Origin of the sequence: Roseibium suaedae (assembly GCF_900142725.1) — a bacterium.
Taxonomy (GTDB): Bacteria; Pseudomonadota; Alphaproteobacteria; order Rhizobiales; family Stappiaceae; genus Roseibium; species Roseibium suaedae.
Genome location: NZ_FRBW01000002.1, coordinates 125,562 through 144,596, shown reverse-complemented (window position 1 = coordinate 144,596; position 19,035 = coordinate 125,562). Strand labels below are relative to the sequence as shown.

The window sequence follows — 19,035 nt, the reverse complement described above, 5'->3', positions numbered from 1 at the left end:
CAGCCGTTCAAGCAGTTATGTCGGGGTAAAAGAGCGGATGGCTCCCTGAGCAGGACTCGAACCTGCGACCATTCGATTAACAGTCGAACGCTCTACCAACTGAGCTATCAGGGATCACCGTGTCGGTGCGGCTCGTGTCCGCCCCGTCGATGGAGATGCGTATATCAAACGCTTTGCCGGTTTGCCAACCCCTCAGGTCAGATATTTTCATTGAAATGTCGAAAAGCCTGGGGAGGGTGTGGAAAACTTTCGTGTTTTCAATCTTCTAGCTGTTGTTTTTGAGATTGTATTTCCTGAATTCCTCCCGGAATCCAGCCGGTTTTCTGCTTTTTGGATGCTTGAGAGCGATGGCGCAGGCGGATGCAGCTCACATTCCCATTCTGCCGGAATGGCCGGAGGGGCGTGAGCCTGATGCGCTGAAACACGGGCAGGTGAGATGCGGGTAGGGCGTCCTGGCTTGTGTTGTTGGAGGCGAACACAAAATCGGGGCGCGCAAAAAGGGGCGCGCAAAAAAATGGACGGGCTCGGAATGGGGCGGGCGTTTGCCCTGTGGTTTCGCTCCTCAGATCTCCTTGCCGGGAGGGCCGGATGACGATAGACAGAAAGGGTCATGGTTCCCAAGTGCTGGCGCTTGCCGGTTTCAAGGGATGAAACGGGAATGCGGTGCGGAGATCTTCTCCAATGCCGCGGCTGCCCCCGCAACTGTGAGCGGCAAGGGGCCCTGCAAGAGAACCCACTGGCGGAAATCCGCCGGGAAGGGGCAGGGAACCGGTAGAGCCGCAAGCCAGGAGACCGGCCTGACGCCTTGTTTCAATCCAGCGCTGTCGGGTGGACGGCTAGGAGACCCTAGATGACTGACACCCTGCAAGGGGCGGTGTTTCCAAGGACGGTTCTTGTGCTTGGCGGCGCCAGATCCGGCAAGAGCCGGTATGCCGAATCCCTGGCCCTCAAGAGCGGCCTTTCCCGTCTATACGTGGCAACCAGCCCCTTGATCGATGCAGAGACCCGCGACCGGGTTGCCTTGCACAAGGCACAGCGCGGCGCAGGCTGGCGCACGGTGGAAGAAGAGACGGATGTGGCCGGCGTTCTGGAGTGCGAGGCAGGTCCCGGGCGCGTCATTCTGGTCGACTGCCTGACCCTCTGGCTCAACAATCTCTTCTTCAGAAACCTGGATGTGGCCGCAGAGACCGGCCGGCTGTGCCACGCGGTTTCCCACCTGAAGGGGCCAGCCATTTTTGTTTCCAATGAAATTGGTCTCGGTCTCGTGCCCGAGAGCAAGCTTTCCCGTGATTTTCGTGATGCGCAGGGGCGGATCAACCAGGCGATGGCAGAGGTCTGCCAGAGCGCTGTCTTTGTTGCCGCTGGACTGCCCTTGACCTTGAAACCCTCTCTTCAACCGGATGTGACCCTATGACCCCCGGCTCCAAGTCCCTCGGACAGAAAATTCCCGCCACCATCGTCACCGGCTTTCTGGGCGCGGGCAAGACGACGCTGATCCGCAATCTCCTGAAGAATGCTCAGGGGCGCCGCATTGCGCTGATCGTCAATGAATTCGGTGACATGGGCTTTGATGGCTCGCTGCTGAACGGTTGCGCTGATCCCGATTGTGCCGCCGACGAGGTGGTGGAGCTGACCAATGGCTGCATTTGCTGCACCGTTGCCGATGATTTTCTGCCGACCATGGAAATGCTGCTTGCCCGCGATGTTCCGCCTGAGCATATCGTGATCGAGACCTCTGGTCTGGCGCTGCCCCAGCCGCTGGTGCGCGCCTTCTCCTGGCCAAGCGTCAAGACCAAGGTGACGGTCGATGGCGTGGTGACCGTTCTGGATGCTGCTGCGCTTGCCGAAGGGCGCATCGCACTGGATGAAGAGGCGCTGGCTGCCCAGCGGGCTGCCGACGAGGCCCTGGATCATGACAGCCCGGTGGAAGAGCTGTTCCACGATCAGCTGGCCTGTGCCGATCTTGTGGTCCTGAACAAGGCGGATCTTGTCAGCCCGGAGGCTCTTGCAAAGGTCCAGGCCAAGATTGCCGAGGACGTTCGCCCGACTGTTCAGATCGTTGCTTCGGAGAAGGGGACGCTGCCGATCGAGGTTCTGCTCGGCCGGGAATCTGCCGCCGAGGACGACATGGAGGCCCGGCACGAGCATCACCATCATCATCACGACCATGATGACGACCACGACCACGACCACGATCACGATGACCATGACCATGACCATGACCATGACCATGACCATGATCATGATGACGATCATCACCATCATGATCACCACCACGACCATCATCACCATGATGATTTCGAGAGTTTCGTCATTCCTGTTCCCGCCTTCGCGAGCCTCAAGGATGTGGAAGCGCGGGTGCTGAAGGGCATGGCCACGAAAGGGGTCTTGCGGATCAAGGGGGCTGTCGCCATCGAAGGCAAGGCAGCGCCTGCCATGGTGCAGGCCGTGGGCCCGCGGGTCGAAACCTGGTTTGCCGCCGGTGCGGACGGGGCTGGCCGTCTCGTGGTCATCGGCCTGAAGGGGCTGGATCTGGCTGCGGTGAAAGCCCTGTTCGAGGCGGATGCCGCAGCTGCATGACCAACGCGCCTAAATCTGATTGCTGTCATTCCGGACGAAGCGGAAGCGGAGATCCGGGATCGGTGAGCCGAGGTCTATCCAAAAGATCTGTGGCTCTCCGGTCCCGGCTCGCGCTCCGCTTGGCCGGGATGACGAAGGCGGGGTTTGTCGGCTGATGCATATTCTGGCAAGCCAGACCCGGCGGATCGATGATGGCGGTGATGCGGTTGATCTCGGTCAGGCACCGGCGGACATCCTGTTTCTGTCCGCAGCCGACACGGAGCTGGGCAGCTTCAACGCGGCCCATCATGGGCTGGGTGTTGAGCGGGCTTCCTTGCGCCTTGCCAGCATCATGGCGCTGCAGCATCCCTATTCGGTCGACCTTTATGCCGAAAGCACTGTGCGCGGATCGAAGCTGGTTGCGCTCCGGCTTCTGGGCGGGCTGGAGTACTGGCGCTATGGCGTCGAGCGGCTGGAAGAAGAGGCGCGTGCCTATGGGGTGACGCTCATCATCGTGCCCGGAGATGACCAGTGGGATGCGGATCTTGCCAGCCGGTCGACTGTGCCGGTGGAGGCTGCCCGGCGCTTCTGGCGGTACTGCGTGGAGGGCGGAACGGCCAATTATCAAAATGGCTTGCGCTATCTCGCTCATATTCTGAATCTGGCTGAAGAGCCGCTGCCGCCCGTGCCCTTGCCAAGGGCAGGCATCTATTTGCCCGGACAGGCAGCTCCTGATCTGACTGCACTTCGGGCGACCTGGGATGCGCCGGACCGGCCGGTGGCAGCTGTCACCTTTTACCGGGCCCTGGTTCAAGGCGCACAGACAGCGCCCGTGGATGCGCTGATGGCGGCTTTGAGCAAGGCGGGGGTCAACGCGCTGCCTGTCTTTGTCTCCTCGCTCAAGGAAGCGGAATCGACGGCGGTCCTGGAGAGCCTCTTTGCAGATTGCCCGCCGGATGTAGTGATCAACGCCACGGCCTTTGCCGTTTCCAAGGCGGGAGCTGCACATCAGATGACGCCGCTGGATGCGCCGGGCAAGCCGGTGCTGCAGGTGGTGTTCTCCTCGTCCTCGAAGGAAGGCTGGCAGGAGAGCGATCAGGGTCTGTCGATCCGCGACCTTGCCATGCATGTGGTGCTGCCGGAGGTGGACGGCCGCATCCTGAGCCGGGCGGTGTCGTTCAAGGAAGAAGGGGCCTTCGATCCTTTGACCCAGTCGACGCCGGTGCGGTTTGTTCCCGTGCCCGACCGGATCGATTTTGTCGCGAAACTGGCTGCCAATTGGGCGCGGCTCGGGCATGTGCCTGCGGCAGAAAAGAAGACGGCACTCATTCTGGCGAACTATCCGAACAAGGATGGCCGCATTGCCAATGGGGTCGGTCTCGACACGCCTGCCTCCTGCGCGACGCTGCTTCAGGAGATGAAAGCGGCTGGCTACGATATCGGTTCTGCTCCTGCAACCTCCCGCGACCTGATGGATGTGCTGACTGGCGGGGTGACCAATGCCCTGGCCGGGCGCGAGGCGCGAGCCGGTTTTGAAGAGCTGCCGCTTAAGATCTACCGCGAGGCCTTCAACCGTCTTCCGGAAGCCGTTCGCAGGGGCGTGACGGAGCGTTGGGGCGAGCCTGAGGCTGACCCGCATGTGACCGGCGACGGGTTTCGGCTGGCTCTGCACCGGTTTGGCAATCAGGTTGTCGGCATTCAGCCGGCGCGGGGCTACAACATCGACCCCAAGGAAACCTATCACGATCCGGATCTGGTTCCGCCGCACCACTATTTCGCATTCTACATCTGGCTGCGCGAGGCTTATGGCGCCCATGCGGTGATCCATCTTGGAAAGCATGGCAATCTGGAGTGGCTTCCCGGCAAGGCACTGGCGCTGTCGGAAGACTGCTATCCGGAGGCTGTGCTTGGGCCTGTGCCGAATATCTATCCGTTCATTGTCAATGATCCGGGCGAGGGGGCGCAGGCCAAGCGCCGCACCGCCGCCGTCATTGTTGATCATCTGACGCCGCCGCTAACCCGGGCCGAAAGCCATGGGGCGGCGAGCGAGCTGGAGGTGCTTCTTGATGAGTATTATCTTGCCAGCGGCGTCGATCCGCGCCGCCTGAAAGCGCTGACGCGGGACATTCTGGATGTCGCGGCGCGCCATGGTCTGGATCAGGACATCGGCATCACCGGCGACATGGACGAGGCGACGAAACTTGCGCGTCTGGACGCCCATCTGTGCGATCTCAAGGAACTGCAGATCCGCGACGGGCTGCATATTCTGGGCGAAAGCCCGGAAGGCAGCCTGTTGACCGATCTTCTCGTGGCTCTTGCCCGTGTCCCGCGCGGAAAACAGGCGTCGCAGGAGAGCTTGCAGCGGGCGATTGCGCAGGATCTTGGGCTCGTGAATGCAGAGAGCCCGAATGTCCCCTCATCCGGTCCTTCGGACCACCTTCTCCCCGGAGGGGAGAAGGGCGCAGGAGGAGAGCTTCTGCAAAAATCGGGCGTCGCGAATGAGGGGGCATCACCCTCATTCCAGAGCGAGCCGAGTAAGGCTGCAGAAGTCGCGTCAATGCACAGCACCACTCCCTCTCCCCATGGGGGAGAGGGTTGGGGTGAGGGGGCCATTTTCGATCCTCTCGACTGCGACTTTTCTGCGCCCTGGATCGGTACCAGGCCTGAGGTTCTGAACAGCCTTTCCACTGATCTCTGGCGCTCCTGCGGTGATACGGTGGAGCGGATCGAACACCTGGCGCAGAAGCTCGTTGCCGGAGAGTGTAAGCCGGACGAAAGCTGGACGGCGACCCGCGCTGTCCTCAAGTCCATCGAAACGGATCTGCGCCCTGCCGTCACTGGATCGGGAGCGGCTGAAACCCGGGCCGTTCTGACGGCGCTTGCCGGCGGCTTTGTCGCGCCTGGTCCCTCCGGTGCGCCAACGCGCGGGCGGCCGGATGTGCTGCCGACGGGACGGAATTTCTATTCGGTCGATGTGCGCGCCGTGCCCACAGAAACAGCCTGGCGGTTGGGCGAGCAATCGGCGTCGCTTGTGGCAGAGCGCTATTTTCAGGAAGAGGGCGAATGGCCCAAGGCCGTGGTGTTGACTTGCTGGGGCACGGCCAACATGCGCACGGGCGGCGATGACGTGGCGCAGGCGCTGGCCCTGATCGGGGCCCGGCCCGTTTGGGAGGCAGACTCCGGACGGGTGACCGGCTTCGAGATCATGAGCCTTGCCGAGCTTGGCCGTCCGCGTATCGACGTGACCCTCAGGGTCTCCGGCTTCTTCCGCGATGCCTTTCCGCACCAGATCGATCTTTTCGACAGCGCGGTGCGTGCCGTTGCAGCTCTCAGTGAGCCGGAAGAGGCCAATCCGATTGCCGCCCGGGTGCTGAAGGATCGCTTGAGCTTCGAAGGGCAGGGGCTTGATGCCGGAGAGTCACTCCGCCGGGCGGGCTTCCGGGTCTTCGGTTCAAAGCCGGGGGCTTATGGCGCCGGGCTGCAGGCGCTGATCGATGAAGGGATCTGGGACGAGCGCGGCGATTTTGCCGAAAGCTTCCTGGAATGGGGCGGCTATGCCTATGGCGGTAGCGCTGCGGGAACCTCCGCGCGGGCCGAACTCGAAAGCCGGCTCTCCAGCACCGACGCGGTTCTGCACAATCAGGACAACCGGGAGCATGATCTGCTTGATTCCGACGATTACTACCAGTTCGAAGGCGGACTGGCGGCAACGGTCGAGACCTTGAAGGGCGAGGCGCCGAAGATCTTTCACAATGATCATTCGCGTCCCGAACGGCCTGTTGTGCGCTCCCTGTCCGAAGAGATCGGCCGGGTCGTGCGGGGACGGGCGGCGAACCCGAAATGGATCGCAGGCGTCATGCGTCACGGTTACAAGGGCGCCTTCGAAATCTCTGCGACGCTCGACTATCTCTTCGCTTTTTCCGCCACGACACGGGCGGTGGGCGATCATCATTTCGACCAGCTTTTTGCTGCCTATCTCGAAGATGACAAGGTGCGGGAGTTTCTGGAAGATGCCAATCCGGCAGCCTACCGGGAGATCCTCGCCCGCTTTGAAGAGGCCCTCCGGCGCGGGCTCTGGACGCCGCGCCGCAACAGCACCCACGCCCGCCTGGACGGGCTGACAGCAGATCTTGAAGGGAGGACGACGTCATGACGGCCAAGACCGAAGGCATGAGCGAAGAAGAACTCAACGCCCGCCACGCCGATAAGATGAAGAAGAAAAAGGCTGCCCGTGACAAGATCATGGCCACCAAGACCATCGAGAAGGGTCTGATCATCGTCAACACCGGCAAGGGCAAGGGCAAGTCCACGGCCGGCTTCGGCATGGTGTTCCGCTCTCTCGGTCATGGCCACAAGGTTGGGGTCGTGCAATTCGTCAAGGGACGGCTGGACACGGGCGAGCGGCTGGCGCTGGAGCGGTTCTCCGACCTCGTCACGGTCAAGCGCATGGGCGAGGGCTTTACCTGGGAAACCCAGGACCGGCAGCGCGACATCGATGCGGCCCGTCAAGCCTGGGAGGCGGCCAAGGAGATGATCACCAGCGGCGAGTTCCGGCTGGTCCTCTGCGATGAGCTGAACATCGTTCTGCGTTATGATTATCTGCCGGTCGAAGAAGTTGCGGAGTTCCTGAAGAACGAGAAGCCAGAAGATGTTCATGTCGTCATCACCGGGCGCAATGCCAAGGACGAGTTGATCGAGGTGGCAGATCTGGTCACGGAAATGGAACAGGTCAAGCACCCATTCCGCTCCGGTGTGAAGCCGCAGGAAGGAATTGAATTTTAAGGCGAAGTCACCCATGAATGGATGACAGAGGTAGACAGCTTTCCATTCGAGTTTGTCTGTCATCCCGGTTTGGGGCGAAGCTCCAGAGCCGAGATGCAGTATCCCGTGGAGGGGCTGTCCAAATGCCAGACAACTCAATTGATTACTGGATCCCCGCCTTTGCGGGGATGAAAATCAGGTCAGCTGATCCAGCGATGGGATTACAGGAGGCGCAATGGCGCGAAGGGTACCCGCCCTGATGATCCAGGGGACTGGCTCGAATGTGGGCAAGAGCCTGATTGTTGCCGGACTGTGCCGTCTCTTTGCCAACCGGGGCTTGCGTGTCCTGCCATTCAAACCGCAGAACATGTCGAACAACGCCGCCGTCACTTGCGATGGCGGCGAGATCGGCCGGGCGCAGGCGCTGCAGGCCATGGGCGCGCGGGTGCCGCTGACCGTCCACATGAATCCGATCCTGCTGAAGCCTGAAACCGATACGGGTGCGCAGGTAATCGTGCAGGGCAGACGCTTCGGTACCATGCGGGCACGGGAGTATGGTCGCCAGAAAGCCCAATTGCTTCCGAAGGTTCTGGAGAGTTTTTCCGAAATTGAATCCGGCGCGGATCTGGTGCTGGTCGAAGGGGCTGGCAGTCCGGCCGAGATCAATCTCAGGGCTGGCGACATTGCCAACATGGGCTTTGCGGAGGCTGCCGATCTGCCGGTAATCCTCTGCGGCGACATTGACCGGGGCGGCGTGATTGCCTCGCTGGTCGGCACCCATGCAGTGCTGGAGCCATCTGAGCGTGAGCGGATCAAGGGCTTTTTCATCAACCGGTTCCGCGGGGACACGAGCCTCTTTGACGACGGGTTGCGGGAGATCGAAAACCGCACCGGCTGGAATGGCCTTGGTGTCGTGCCATGGTTCGCTGATGCGCACCGGCTGCCTGCGGAGGACGCTTTGGGATTGGCGGATGGCATCGGCAATGGGCCGGTGAAGATTGTCGTTCCGGTGATTTCTCGGATCGCCAATTTCGACGATCTCGATCCGCTACGCCTTGAGCCGGATGTGACGCTGGAACTGATCCAGCCGGGCAATCCCTTGCCGGGAGATGCGGATCTGGTGCTGCTCCCGGGGTCAAAATCCACAGTTGGCGATCTGGCTTTCCTGCGCAAACAGGGCTGGGACATTGACCTTCTCGCCCACTATCGTCGCGGCGGGCGGATCCTCGGCATTTGCGGCGGCTATCAGATGCTGGGCAGGACGATCTCCGATCCGGACGGGATCGAAGGTCCGGTCGGGACCGTCGCCGGGCTCGGCCTGCTGGATGTGGACACGATGCTGACCCGTGAAAAGGAACTGGAGCAGGTCTCGGGCTTTCATGTCGCCACGGGCGCTGCCGTTTCCGGCTACGAGATCCACATCGGCCGCACTGAAGGGAAGGATTGCAGCCATCCCCTGCTCGAGATCGAAGGGGCTCCCGGTTACACAAAGCCGGACGGGGCTATCTCTGCGGACGGTCGGGTCGCGGGAACTTATGTCCACGGCCTCTTCACCTCCGATGTTTTCCGGGCCGTCTATCTGAAGGAAATGGGCGCCGGCTCAGGTCTTGCCTATGACACCAGCATCGACACCATCCTCGACCAGCTTGCGGTGCATCTGGAAGGGTGTCTGGATGTCGAGGCCTTGCTGGAGATTGCCCGGAAACGGTGAGCTTTTCGGCGAGAAATAGCCCTCACCCCGAGCCCTCACCCCAGCCCTCTCCCTGAGGGAGAGGGGGCAGGCTGAACAACCCGTGAGGCAGTAGATTTTCTCTAACTCCCCGGATCACGCAACTTTGCCACCCGAAAATCCTCTCCATCACCTCTCCCAAGCTTGGGAGAGGTCGCCGCGCAGCGGCGGGTGAGGGCGGCTTGGCGATGGAACTGAAAGACCCTCACCCCAGCCCTCTCGCTCATCTGCTTCTGGGGGAGAGGGGGCAGGCTGAGCATGCCGTGAGGCTGTGGATTTTCTCTAACTTTCCGGATCACACAACTTTGCCCCCCCGAACAACCTCTCCACCACCTCTCCCTCTGGGAGAGGTCGCCGCGCAGCGGCGGGTGAGGGTTCTACCCTCGCGTCCACACCAGAAGCTGGTTGTTGGCGGGCATCGGGTGATCCGCGACGAGCTTGAGCCCGATCTTTTCTGCCAGCGCATTGACCGCTTCGAAGTCGCGGATACCGCTTTCCGGATCCCGGTCGCGCAGGCTTTTGTCGAAGGCTTCGTTGCTCGGGGTCGTGAAGGCGCCGTTGTACTTGAAGGCGCCGTAGACGCAGAGCGTGCCGCCCGGTTTCAGGGTTTCGCCGACACCTTCGAAAAAGGCTTCGACCAGGGGCCAGGAGATGATGTGCAGCGAATTGGCAGTGAAAATGCCGTCATAGGCGTCTTCATAGTCGCTGGACGAGACCGGCCAGGGCAGGTCGCCAATGTCCAGCTCGATCGGCGCCAGGAGATTGTCGAGCACGGTATCCGCCTGAACGATGCGCTGATCGATGGCGGGAAGGTGCTCGGCAAGGTCGCTGGGGCGCCAGTCGAGGTGGGGAAGGTTCTCTGCAAAGAAAAGCGCGTGCTGGCCAGTGCCGCTCGCGATTTCCAGGATCCGGCTGCTGCCGGAAAAGGCTTTGCTGAGGATTTGAAGAATGGGGCGCTTGTTGTTTTCGGCCGCTGCGGAAAAGGGAAGCACGCTTTCGTCTCACATTTGGACGCGATTGGAATTTCACCACCAGACTAGCGACAAAATGGCAATGATCAACGCCTGTATTGCGCAGGCGCCCATGTAAACGCGCAAGGCAGCTGCAATATCCTCTGCATTTGCGTCCCGGCGTCCTGCCGGATTCATGTAGGGATCCTCGACCTTGTAGCCGGTATAGACGCGAGGACCTGCAAGAGCCAGACCGAGTGCGCCTGCCATCGCAGCCTCCGGCCAGCCAGCATTGGGCGAGCGGTGCTGCCCCGCATCGCGGATCATGATCCGGAGTGCATGGAGCGGAGAGCCCTTCGCAAGTCCGGCGGCACCGGCAATGAACAGACCGGCGAGGCGTGAGGCCGGCAGGTTGATCAGGTCGTCAAAGCGGGCGGAGGCCCAGCCAAAGTCCTGATAGCGTTCGTTTTTATGTCCGATCATCGAATCGGCCGTGTTCACCGCCTTGTAGGTAATCAGGCCGGGCAGGCCGAGAACGGCGAACCAGAATACCGGCGCGACGATGCCGTCCGAAAAATTCTCGGCGCAGGATTCGATGGCGGCCCGGCTGACGCCTGCCTCGTCCAGCTGCTCCGGATCCCGGCCAACGATCATGGCAACGGCCTTGCGCCCGCCACCCAGACCACCTTGCCTGAGCCCGTCGCGGACCGAAGCGACGTGGTCAAAAAGGCTCTTCTGGGCAATCAGAACGGCCACGATCAAAATCGTGATCACGCTGCCAAAAGCGATCTGATTGCTGAGCCATGTCAGGAAAAAACCGAGGACAAGACTGCCGCTCAGGAGAATCAGCAGCGTGAGGACGCCGTTTCGTTTGCGCGTGGCTGGCGAAAACGAAGTGCTGTTGAGACGGGTCTCAAGGCTTGAAATCAGCTTGCCGATCCACACCACAGGATGGGGCAGTCGGCGCCACAGCCAGTCCGGATCGCCAACCAGAGCATCAAGTGTGAGCGCTGCAAGCAGTAGAAAAAGCGCATTGCCGTCAGTCAGCATGAGGGGCCTGCGCAAAGCTCTTCAAGGCGTTTTTCAGCAGCAGCAAACCGTGCTCGGATCCGGGAAGCCCGAGGCGCATCAGGTCAGGGTCGAAATCGAAAATACGCGTCCAGATCCTGCGGGCTGCCAGAAACCCGTGAAGGCGCGCGGCCTCGCGGTTGCGGATCAGAACATAGAGAGAGGTGCCGCCGACAAGCTGGAGGCCGCAGCCGGTCAGCACGGTTTCAAGTTCCGCCATTTCACGCGCAAGCTGGTCCCGCATGGCGTCTTGCCAGGTGAGGTCGGCGAGGGCGGCAGCACCGATCTCGAGCGCGGGGCCGCTGACTGCCCAGCTGTCCAGGCGGTCTGCCATGGCATTGGACAGGGTCTGTGGGGCTGCCAGAAAACCGAGACGAAGGCCCGCCAAGCCATAGAATTTGCCGAAGGAGCGCAGGGCCGCGACGTTCTCATCGCTCAGATGAGGCAGCAGGCTGCAATCCGGATCCACATCCGCAAAGGCTTCATCCACGATCAGCCACTGGCCCTTGGCGCTGCGCGCACGGGCAAGCGCCAGAAGCTCGTCAGGAGAGACAACGCGGCCATCAGGATTGTTCGGGTTGACCAGCAGCAGGACCGGACACTCGGAATTTCGGGCGTCTTCCCAGTAGCTGAGTTCGAGGACGGTCCGTCCCGCCCGGCTCCAGCTTGCCTTGTGACTGGAATAGGTCGGCCCCAGGATCGCAATCGGACCATCGGGGAGCAGATACGGCAATTGGGCGATCAATGCCTGAGTGCCGGGAGCTGCAGTCAGGCCGAAGGCGTCCGGGCAGCGATAGGCGCGCCTGGCAGCCGTCAGAAGCTCGAAGAGCGGCGCTTCACCGGGAAGGCGCTGCCAGGCAGCCGGGCTGAGTTCGGCGGACACCGGATAGGCGTGCGGATTGATGCCGGTGGAAAGGTCGAGCCAATCAGCCAGCGTGCCGCCGTAAAGGGCCATTGCCTGGGCCAGATCTCCACCGTGAATCATCTCAGCTCAAATCCTGTGCGGGAAAGTCCGTTGCGGACGCGTAGCACCCACAGGCCGCGCAGGCAATTTGAACGGTGCGTTTGCACCGGGCAAGCGCTGCATGGCTTGATTGGACAGACAGATCTGCCTAGTTCAGCGCTTCGTATTCTGAATTTTCAGGAAAAGAAGTGGAGGCCTCTGCCGGAATCGAACCGGCGTACACGGATTTGCAATCCGCTGCGTCACCACTCCGCCAAGAGGCCATCCGTTTCGAACGCATGCATGAAGCCGGTTCTTAGCCGGTTTGTGGTGTCAACCGGCTGACTGGCGAGGTGATTACCAGAGCCTTGGGAAAAGCTCAATAAGACAAATGCGTAAAAAAGCGAGGGATGTGGATGACCAATTTGACGGCACTTGGGGGAAGGGCGCATTCTGGCGCTTGTCAGCCACTCTCTCACTCGCTAATGAACCGGGGGAGAGAGACCGGCTACCGAGATGAGGGTCGACATGACTGACTTTGCACAGTCCCGCAGAAAGATGGTGGACAACCAGCTTCGCACCAACGATGTGACGGATCACCGGATTCTGGACGCGATGGAATGGGTGCCCCGTGAGCGTTTCGTTCCGGCATCCAAGCAGGTTGTTGCCTATATTGATGAAGAGCTGCCGGTTGATACCTCCGCCAGCCGTTTCCTGATGATCCCGCATCTGTTCGGCAAGCTGGTGCAGCTCGCTGAAGTGCGTCCTGGCGACATGGTCATGGTGGTTGGCGCTGCGACGGGTTACGGCGCGGCTGTTCTTTCCCGCCTGGCCGGAACTGTTGTCGCGGTCGAGGAAAACCCGGACCTGGCCCGCAAGGCCGGTGAGATCCTGGTGGAGCTCGGCATCGAGAATGCCGCCGTGATCGAAGCCAAGCTGACCGACGGCTGCCCGTCCGAAGGCCCCTATGATGCCATCGTCATCGACGGTGCCGTGGACGTTTTGCCGGAGAGCCTGCTGGCTCAGCTGAAGGATGGTGGCCGTCTCGTCGTGATCGAGGGCCGGGGCGGTTCTGCTGCGGCCCGCGTCTATCGGGCCTCTGCCGGCAACGTGTCTTCGCGCTTCGGCTTCAACGCATCTGCAGGCGTTCTGCCGGGCTTCGAAAAGGCCGCCGAATTCGTTTTCTGATCGCTGCCGGATGTCTGGTGCACTGAACTTTGAAGGGAGCTGCCTGTGGCGGCTCCCTTTTTCGTTGTGTGGGTGAAATGACGGAGGCAAGGGCGGAATCTGTTGCCGATATGCCTCAGTTCCACAAATAAGCCCCTCTTGTGCCTTGTTTGCTTGTCTGAAAACACTGGCCAGTTTACCTAGGTCCCCTGATAGTGAGCATGGCTTTCATGGAGCGTGGGCGGGTATGCGTAAAACAGTCAAGGCAGCGGTGTTTTCGATCGCTATGGTCGGAGCAGCCGGCGCAGCACAGGCAGAAACGATCAAGGAAGCCCTTGCTCTTGCTTATTCCAACAATCCGACACTGAACGCCGCACGGGCTCAGCTGCGCGGCGTGGACGAGAATGTTCCGCAGGCGCTTGCCGGTTGGAGGCCGACGGTTTCGGCCACCGTTCAGGGCGGCGGAAACTGGGCAAGCTCGGACGGATTCGAAACCTACCGGAACAACGCATCCATCGGTCTGTCGGTCAGCCAGGCGCTGTTCCGCGGCTTCCGGACCGTCAATTCCACCCGTCAGGCCGAAGCCTTGGTGCGGGCGCAGCGCGAAAGCCTCGTCGCGACCGAGCAGGACGTTCTTCTGTCTGCCGCGCAGGCCTATGTCGACGTGATCCGCGACACGGCTCTCGTCTCCCTGCAGCGCAGTGACTTGCAGTTTCTGGCGGAACAGGTGCGGGCTGCCAAGGACAGATTCGATGTGGGTGAGGGCACCCGGACGGATGTGTCCCAGGCGGATGCGCGCCGGGCGGAAGCTCAGGCGAACCTGAACACCGCGCTTGCGAATCTCAACACCAGCCGCGCCATCTATCGCCAGATCGTCGGCACGGAAGCCAAGAACCTGTCCGCGGACACATCCATCAGCCGCATGGTTCCCAAGTCCATCGATGAGGCGCTGCGGGTCTCTGAAGACCAGCAGCCGTTAATCCAGCAGTCCCAGCATCTGGTCGACGCGGCGATCTTCTCGGTCAAGACCATCGAAGGCGAAATGCTGCCGACCGTGTCGGTCGAAGGCAATGTCGGCCGCTCCTGGAACCCCTCCACCAGCATTTCGCAGGCCAATACCGCGAGTGTGGTTGGACGGGTGACGATCCCGATCTATCAGGCAGGATCCGTCAGCTCCCGCGTCCGTCAGGCCAAGGAAGAGCTGGGTCAGACCCGTCTCCAGCTCGATGTGGTGCGTGCCCAGGTTCGTGCGAACGTGATTTCCGCCTGGGGCGTCTATCAGGCGGCCGAAGCCTCCATCAGCGCGGCGCAGTCCGCAGTGGAAGCGCAGAAGCTGGCGCTGGACGGTGTGATCGAAGAGCAGCGCGTCGGACAGCGGACGACCCTGGATGTGCTCGATGCGCAGCGCGAACTGGTCAATCAGCGCGTCAATCTGGTGGCAGCCCAGCGCAACCGTATTGTCGGCGGCTATCAGCTGGTGTCGGCGATTGGCCGTCTCGATGCAGAGGTGCTCAACCTTCAGGTGACCCACTACAAGCCGAAGGAACATTACACCGCCGTTCGTGACAAGTGGTTCGGCCTGCGTACCCCGGATGGCCGTTAAAACTTAGGCTTCCCTTTCGTGAAGTGGTAACCCTTGCAACAGGCGCTGGTCCAAAACCGGCGCCTGTCGCGTTATTGTCTCCCTGAACTCTGGATTTGGCCCGGAGCCTCCAAGGCGAAGCTCAAGGTTCCAAGTGCTTTAAAAGGGGGAAAAGGGAAGGGACGCCGGTCGAGCGGGTTCACGCAGGCATCGCCCTCGGCCTATAATTTCGGTTAACTGTTCGTTCAGATTGTTCTGGGCGATTCGTGTGTTGCCGAATTTGTACCCTGGGGGAAGGCATGGCGAAGGCGAGTCCGGCTGAAGAGCCGTCGATGGAGGAAATCCTCGCATCGATCCGCCGTATCATATCCGATGAGGAAGCCCCGGCTGAGCAGGCAGGGGCTGCTGGCTCTGCGGATCTAGACGAAAACCCTGCGGACTTCGAGGTAGAGGACGACATGGGCGACGCGACGGAAATGTCTCAGGACGATCTCGACAAGCTGTTCGATATGGACGGTGGTGACGATGATCTGGATGAAGCGGCAGCCGACAACGACATGGAAGCTGCAATGGCAGCGGCCGAAGAGGACGAGGAAGACGTTCTCGAGCTGACGGAAGATCTGGCGCTTTCCGAAGACGATGTCGCCGAAGACGAGATCGCGGAAGCGATCGAGGAAAACGACGTCACCTTCGCGCCGGAAGAGGAAGATGAGGACGATGAAGTCGACATGGCAAGCGCCATGGAGGCTCTGGAAGTGGCCGCTGCTGCCGCTCCCGCCCGTCCTGCTCCCAAGGCTTCGTCCTTCACTTCGGCCAAGCCGGTTCCCGCCGGTGACCTGCCGGACATGGAAGATGACGATCCGCTGACCTCCGATCAGACCGGGGAAGCGGTCAATGCGGCCTTCAGCAATCTGGCAAGCCTCTATGTAGGCAATGCCCAGACGGTGGAAGACCTGATCAAGGACATGCTGCGCCCGATGCTGAAGGCATGGCTGGACCAGAACCTGCCGGTGCTGGTGGAGCAGCTTGTCCAGAAGGAAATCGAGCGGGTTACCCGCCGGCGCTGAGCCGGTCCTTCGAGATGGCATTTGCGCCGCCTGACGAGGGCGGCGTTTTGCTTTTCACCGCAAGCGAAAGCCCGCTCCTCTGACGCTTCCCTTGTCCTTTCCAAGGACCCTTCCAGGGGCAATTCCCTGGCTCTGCCCCTGACTCCTGTTGACTTGACCGGCCGCATCCGATTTACACGGCTCAATCACACATTTGCCCGAGATTTTTCCATGCTTGAGAAGACCTACGACGCGGCGAGCGTTGAACCGCGGATCTATGAGAATTGGGAAAAGGCGGAAGCCTTCAAGGCTGGAGCCGGCGCCAAGGAAGGCGCGGACGCCTTTACCATCGTGATCCCGCCGCCGAACGTGACTGGGTCCCTGCACATGGGCCACGCCCTCAATAATACGCTGCAGGACATTCTGATCCGCTGGAAGCGCATGCAGGGCTATGACGTTCTGTGGCAGCCGGGCACCGACCATGCGGGCATTGCGACCCAGATGGTTGTCGAGCGTGAGCTGATGCAGACCCAGCAGCCGGGCCGCCGGGAAATGGGCCGTGAAGCCTTTGTCGAGCGCGTCTGGGAACAGAAGCGCAAGTCGGAAGGCACGATCCTTGGCCAGCTGAAGCGTCTCGGCGCCTCCTGCGACTGGAGCCGGACCGAATTCACCATGTCGCCGAACTTGTCGGCTGCGGTGCTCAAGGTGTTCGTCGATCTTTACAACGAAGGCCTGATCTACCGGTCCAAGCGTCTGGTGAACTGGGATCCGAAGTTCGAGACCGCGATTTCCGACCTTGAAGTCGAAAACATCGAGTCCGATGGCCACATGTGGCACTTCAAGTATCCGCTGGCTGGCGGCGAGACCTATGAATATGTCGAGAAGGACGAAGAGGGGAACGTTACCCTCCGCGAGACCCGCGACTATATCTCCATCGCCACGACCCGTCCGGAAACCATGCTCGGCGACGGCGCTGTTGCCGTTCATCCGGATGACGAGCGTTACAAGCCGATCATCGGCAAGCTGTGCGAGATCCCGGTCGGCCCGAAAGAGCACCGCCGTCTGATCCCGATCATCACCGACGAGTATCCGGATCCGACCTTTGGCTCCGGCGCGGTGAAGATCACCGGCGCTCATGACTTCAACGACAATGGCGTTGCTCAGCGCAACAACATTCCGATGTACCGCCTGATGGACACCAAGGGCGCCATGCGCGCTGACGGTGCGCCCTATGCGGAAGAAGCGGCCAAGGCACAGGCGATCATTGAAGGCGCTGCCTTCACGATCAACGAAGTTGATGCGATCAACATCGTACCGGAAGACCTGCGCGGTCTGGACCGGTATGAGGCCCGCAAGCGCGTCATCGACCAGATCACCGCAGAAGGTCTGGCGGTCATGGTGCCGGCTGATCATCAGGATGTTGCCTGGATGAAGGGCCGTGCGCCCGAGTGGACCGTTGCCGGCAAGGCTGTCGTCCGCGCACTTGGCGAAGACGAGGAAGCCCCGGCGCTTCTGCCGATGGTCGAGGCCAAGAAGATCATGCAGCCCTATGGCGACCGCTCCAAGGTCGTCATCGAGCCGATGCTGACCGATCAGTGGTTCGTTGATGCCAAGGTTCTGGCGGAACCGGCCCTGAAGGCCGTTCAGGACGGCGCCACCAAGCTCGTTCCGGGCAATGCCGAGAAGGTCTACTTCCACTGGCTGGACGACATTCAGCCCTGGTGCATTTCTCGCCAGCTCTGGTGGGGTCACCAGATCCCGGTCTGGTATGACGAAGACGGCAAGGAATACTGCGCGGAAAGCGAAGAGAAGGCCATCGAGATGGCCGGCGGCAAGACGCTGACCCGTGACCCGGATGTGCTCGACACCTGGTTCTCCTCCGCCCTGTGGCCGTTCTCGACCCTTGGCTGGCCGAACCAGACGCCGGAACTGGAGCGTTACTACAAGACCGACGTGCTGATCACCGGTCTCGACATCATCTTCTTCTGGGTTGCCCGGATGATGATGCAGGGCCTGCACTTCATGAAGGAAGTGCCGTTCGACACGGTCTATTTCAACTCGATCGTGGTCGACGCCCAGGGCAAGAAGATGTCCAAGTCCGTCGGCAACGTGATCGATCCGCTCGACCTGATCGACCGCTACGGCGCCGATGCGACCCGTTATGCGCTTGCCAGCCAGGAAGTGCAGGGCCGCCGGTTCCTGCGCATGTCCGATCAGGCAGCCGAAGGCGGCCAGCGCTTTGCCACCAAGCTGTGGAACGCGGCGCGCTTTGCCGAGATGAACGAGTGCCAGCGCGTGGCCGGATTTGATCCGTCCACCACGACCCAGACCCTCAACCGCTGGATTGCGACGGAAGTCGGCAAGTGTGCAGCGGAAGTGACCGAGGCTCTGGAAGGCTTCCGCTTCAACGATGCTTGCGCCGGTGTCTACCGCTTCGTCTGGAACACCTATTGCGACTGGTTCCTGGAACTGGCCAAGCCGGTGTTCAACGGTGACGATGAGGCAGCCAAGGCCGAGACCCGCGCCACCGCTGCCTGGGCCATGGACGAGATCCTCAAGATCCTCCACCCCTTCATGCCGTTCCTCACGGAAGAGTTGTGGGAGCGCATGGGCGATGCGGGTGTGAAGGCAGACCGGCTTCTGGCCCTGACCCAATGGCCGAAGGCTGAAGTTTCCGATGAAGCAGCAGCCAGCGAGATCAACTGGCTGGTGAGCCTGATTTCGGAAATCCGCTCTGTGCGCGCCGAGATGAACATTCCGGCAGGGGCCAAGGTGCAGCTGGTCGTGGTCGGTGCAAACGACGTGACCAAGGCCCGGATCGCCACCCATGAGGCTGCGATCCAGCGTCTTGCCCGCGCCGAAGGCATTGCCATCGCGGATGCCGCTCCGGCCGGATCGGCTCAGATCATCGTTGGTGAGGCTACCTTCTGCATTCCGCTGGAAGGCATCATCGACCTTGCTGCTGAACAGGCCCGCCTGACCAAGGATGCCGGCAAGCTGGAAGCTGAAATCTCGAAGATCGAGAAGAAGCTGTCCAACCCGGGCTTCCTCGCCAAGGCTCCTGAAGACGTTGTCGACGGCGAGAAGGAAAAGATCGCCGAAGCCGAAGGCAAGCTGGCTAAGATCAAGGTCGCCCTGTCCCGCCTGGCGGAGATCGGCTGATCTTTTGGTGACATGGAATGAAGGCCCGGCGGAGCTCTTGTCTTTTCCGGGCCTTATTCCGATGCTAC

12 protein-coding genes, 2 tRNA genes and 1 riboswitch are annotated in these 19,035 nt (G+C 61.2%); of the genes, 9 read left to right on the top strand and 5 right to left on the bottom strand.

Features of this window, described 5'->3' with window-relative positions:
• Window positions 1–38 precede the first annotated feature (38 nt).
• Window positions 39–114 (bottom strand) — tRNA-Asn (locus tag BUA94_RS07580).
• 480 nt (window positions 115–594) lie between these two features.
• A riboswitch (cobalamin riboswitch) is annotated at window positions 595–814 on the top strand.
• Window positions 815–850: 36 nt separating this feature from the next.
• Here BUA94_RS07580 and cobU point away from each other — a divergent pair.
• The 5 genes from cobU to BUA94_RS07555 all read left to right on the top strand — a co-directional run bounded on the left by cobU (window position 851) and on the right by BUA94_RS07555 (window position 9,031).
• Entirely contained in the window at window positions 851–1,414 is a 564-nt protein-coding gene (gene cobU / locus BUA94_RS07575) for a bifunctional adenosylcobinamide kinase/adenosylcobinamide-phosphate guanylyltransferase (protein ID WP_073011389.1), read from the top strand.
• The gene (gene cobW, locus BUA94_RS07570; RefSeq protein ID WP_073011386.1) at window positions 1,411–2,580 is read left to right on the top strand and encodes a cobalamin biosynthesis protein CobW; all 1,170 of its coding nucleotides are present in this window, start codon (window positions 1,411–1,413) and stop codon (window positions 2,578–2,580) included. The genes cobU and cobW overlap by 4 nt, the downstream gene beginning before the upstream one ends.
• A gap of 154 nt (window positions 2,581–2,734) precedes the next feature.
• Window positions 2,735–6,712, top strand: a complete 3,978-nt coding sequence (gene cobN / locus BUA94_RS07565; RefSeq protein WP_073011383.1) for a cobaltochelatase subunit CobN — start codon at window positions 2,735–2,737, stop codon at window positions 6,710–6,712.
• Window positions 6,709–7,341: a cob(I)yrinic acid a,c-diamide adenosyltransferase gene (gene cobO, locus BUA94_RS07560; protein ID WP_073011381.1), complete on the top strand. Its 633-nt coding sequence runs from the start codon at window positions 6,709–6,711 to the stop codon at window positions 7,339–7,341. Before cobN ends, cobO begins: the two co-directional genes overlap by 4 nt.
• Window positions 7,342–7,555: 214 nt before the next feature.
• Window positions 7,556–9,031, top strand: a complete 1,476-nt coding sequence (locus BUA94_RS07555) for a cobyric acid synthase (RefSeq protein ID WP_073011379.1) — start codon at window positions 7,556–7,558, stop codon at window positions 9,029–9,031.
• A gap of 395 nt (window positions 9,032–9,426) precedes the next feature.
• On the opposite strand, the gene BUA94_RS07550 is transcribed toward BUA94_RS07555, so the two are convergent.
• From BUA94_RS07550 to BUA94_RS07535, 4 genes are all read right to left on the bottom strand, one after another.
• Window positions 9,427–10,041 carry a DUF938 domain-containing protein gene (locus tag BUA94_RS07550; protein WP_073011378.1) on the bottom strand — a complete coding sequence of 205 codons (615 nt, stop codon included), beginning with the start codon at window positions 10,039–10,041 and terminating at the stop codon, window positions 9,427–9,429.
• Window positions 10,042–10,074: 33 nt separating this feature from the next.
• Window positions 10,075–11,049, bottom strand: coding sequence for an adenosylcobinamide-phosphate synthase CbiB (gene cbiB, locus BUA94_RS07545; RefSeq protein WP_073011376.1), 975 nt, complete (start codon window positions 11,047–11,049; stop codon window positions 10,075–10,077).
• Complete coding sequence (gene cobD, locus BUA94_RS07540; RefSeq protein WP_073011374.1) at window positions 11,039–12,052, bottom strand: threonine-phosphate decarboxylase CobD; 1,014 nt, start codon at window positions 12,050–12,052, stop codon at window positions 11,039–11,041. The genes cbiB and cobD overlap by 11 nt, the downstream gene beginning before the upstream one ends.
• Before the next feature lie 168 nt (window positions 12,053–12,220).
• Window positions 12,221–12,294, bottom strand: a tRNA-Cys gene (locus BUA94_RS07535).
• Between the two features lie 244 nt (window positions 12,295–12,538).
• Between BUA94_RS07535 and BUA94_RS07530 the strand changes: the two genes are divergently transcribed.
• The 4 genes from BUA94_RS07530 (at window position 12,539) to BUA94_RS07515 (ending at window position 18,967) form a co-directional block, all read left to right on the top strand.
• The gene (locus tag BUA94_RS07530; RefSeq protein ID WP_073011372.1) at window positions 12,539–13,198 is read left to right on the top strand and encodes a protein-L-isoaspartate O-methyltransferase family protein; all 660 of its coding nucleotides are present in this window, start codon (window positions 12,539–12,541) and stop codon (window positions 13,196–13,198) included.
• A 226-nt stretch (window positions 13,199–13,424) separates the two neighbouring features.
• Window positions 13,425–14,780 carry a TolC family outer membrane protein gene (locus BUA94_RS07525; RefSeq protein ID WP_073011370.1) on the top strand — a complete coding sequence of 452 codons (1,356 nt, stop codon included), beginning with the start codon at window positions 13,425–13,427 and terminating at the stop codon, window positions 14,778–14,780.
• A 278-nt stretch (window positions 14,781–15,058) separates the two neighbouring features.
• Entirely contained in the window at window positions 15,059–15,826 is a 768-nt protein-coding gene (locus BUA94_RS23930; protein ID WP_073011368.1) for a PopZ family protein, read from the top strand.
• Between the two features lie 210 nt (window positions 15,827–16,036).
• On the top strand, window positions 16,037–18,967 hold the full coding sequence (locus tag BUA94_RS07515) for a valine--tRNA ligase (protein ID WP_073011366.1): 2,931 nt from the start codon (window positions 16,037–16,039) through the stop codon (window positions 18,965–18,967).
• Window positions 18,968–19,035 lie beyond the last annotated feature (68 nt).

Coding starts and splice junctions, on each gene's coding strand:
- cobU (WP_073011389.1), top strand. CDS start 851: ATGACTGACACCCTGCAAGGGGCGGTGTTTCCAAGGACGGTTCTTGTG.
- cobW (WP_073011386.1), top strand. CDS start 1,411: ATGACCCCCGGCTCCAAGTCCCTCGGACAGAAAATTCCCGCCACCATC.
- cobN (WP_073011383.1), top strand. CDS start 2,735: ATGCATATTCTGGCAAGCCAGACCCGGCGGATCGATGATGGCGGTGAT.
- cobO (WP_073011381.1), top strand. CDS start 6,709: ATGACGGCCAAGACCGAAGGCATGAGCGAAGAAGAACTCAACGCCCGC.
- BUA94_RS07555 (WP_073011379.1), top strand. CDS start 7,556: ATGGCGCGAAGGGTACCCGCCCTGATGATCCAGGGGACTGGCTCGAAT.
- cbiB (WP_073011376.1), bottom strand. CDS start 11,049: ATGCTGACTGACGGCAATGCGCTTTTTCTACTGCTTGCAGCGCTCACA.
- cobD (WP_073011374.1), bottom strand. CDS start 12,052: ATGATTCACGGTGGAGATCTGGCCCAGGCAATGGCCCTTTACGGCGGC.
- BUA94_RS07530 (WP_073011372.1), top strand. CDS start 12,539: ATGACTGACTTTGCACAGTCCCGCAGAAAGATGGTGGACAACCAGCTT.
- BUA94_RS07525 (WP_073011370.1), top strand. CDS start 13,425: ATGCGTAAAACAGTCAAGGCAGCGGTGTTTTCGATCGCTATGGTCGGA.
- BUA94_RS23930 (WP_073011368.1), top strand. CDS start 15,059: ATGGCGAAGGCGAGTCCGGCTGAAGAGCCGTCGATGGAGGAAATCCTC.
- BUA94_RS07515 (WP_073011366.1), top strand. CDS start 16,037: ATGCTTGAGAAGACCTACGACGCGGCGAGCGTTGAACCGCGGATCTAT.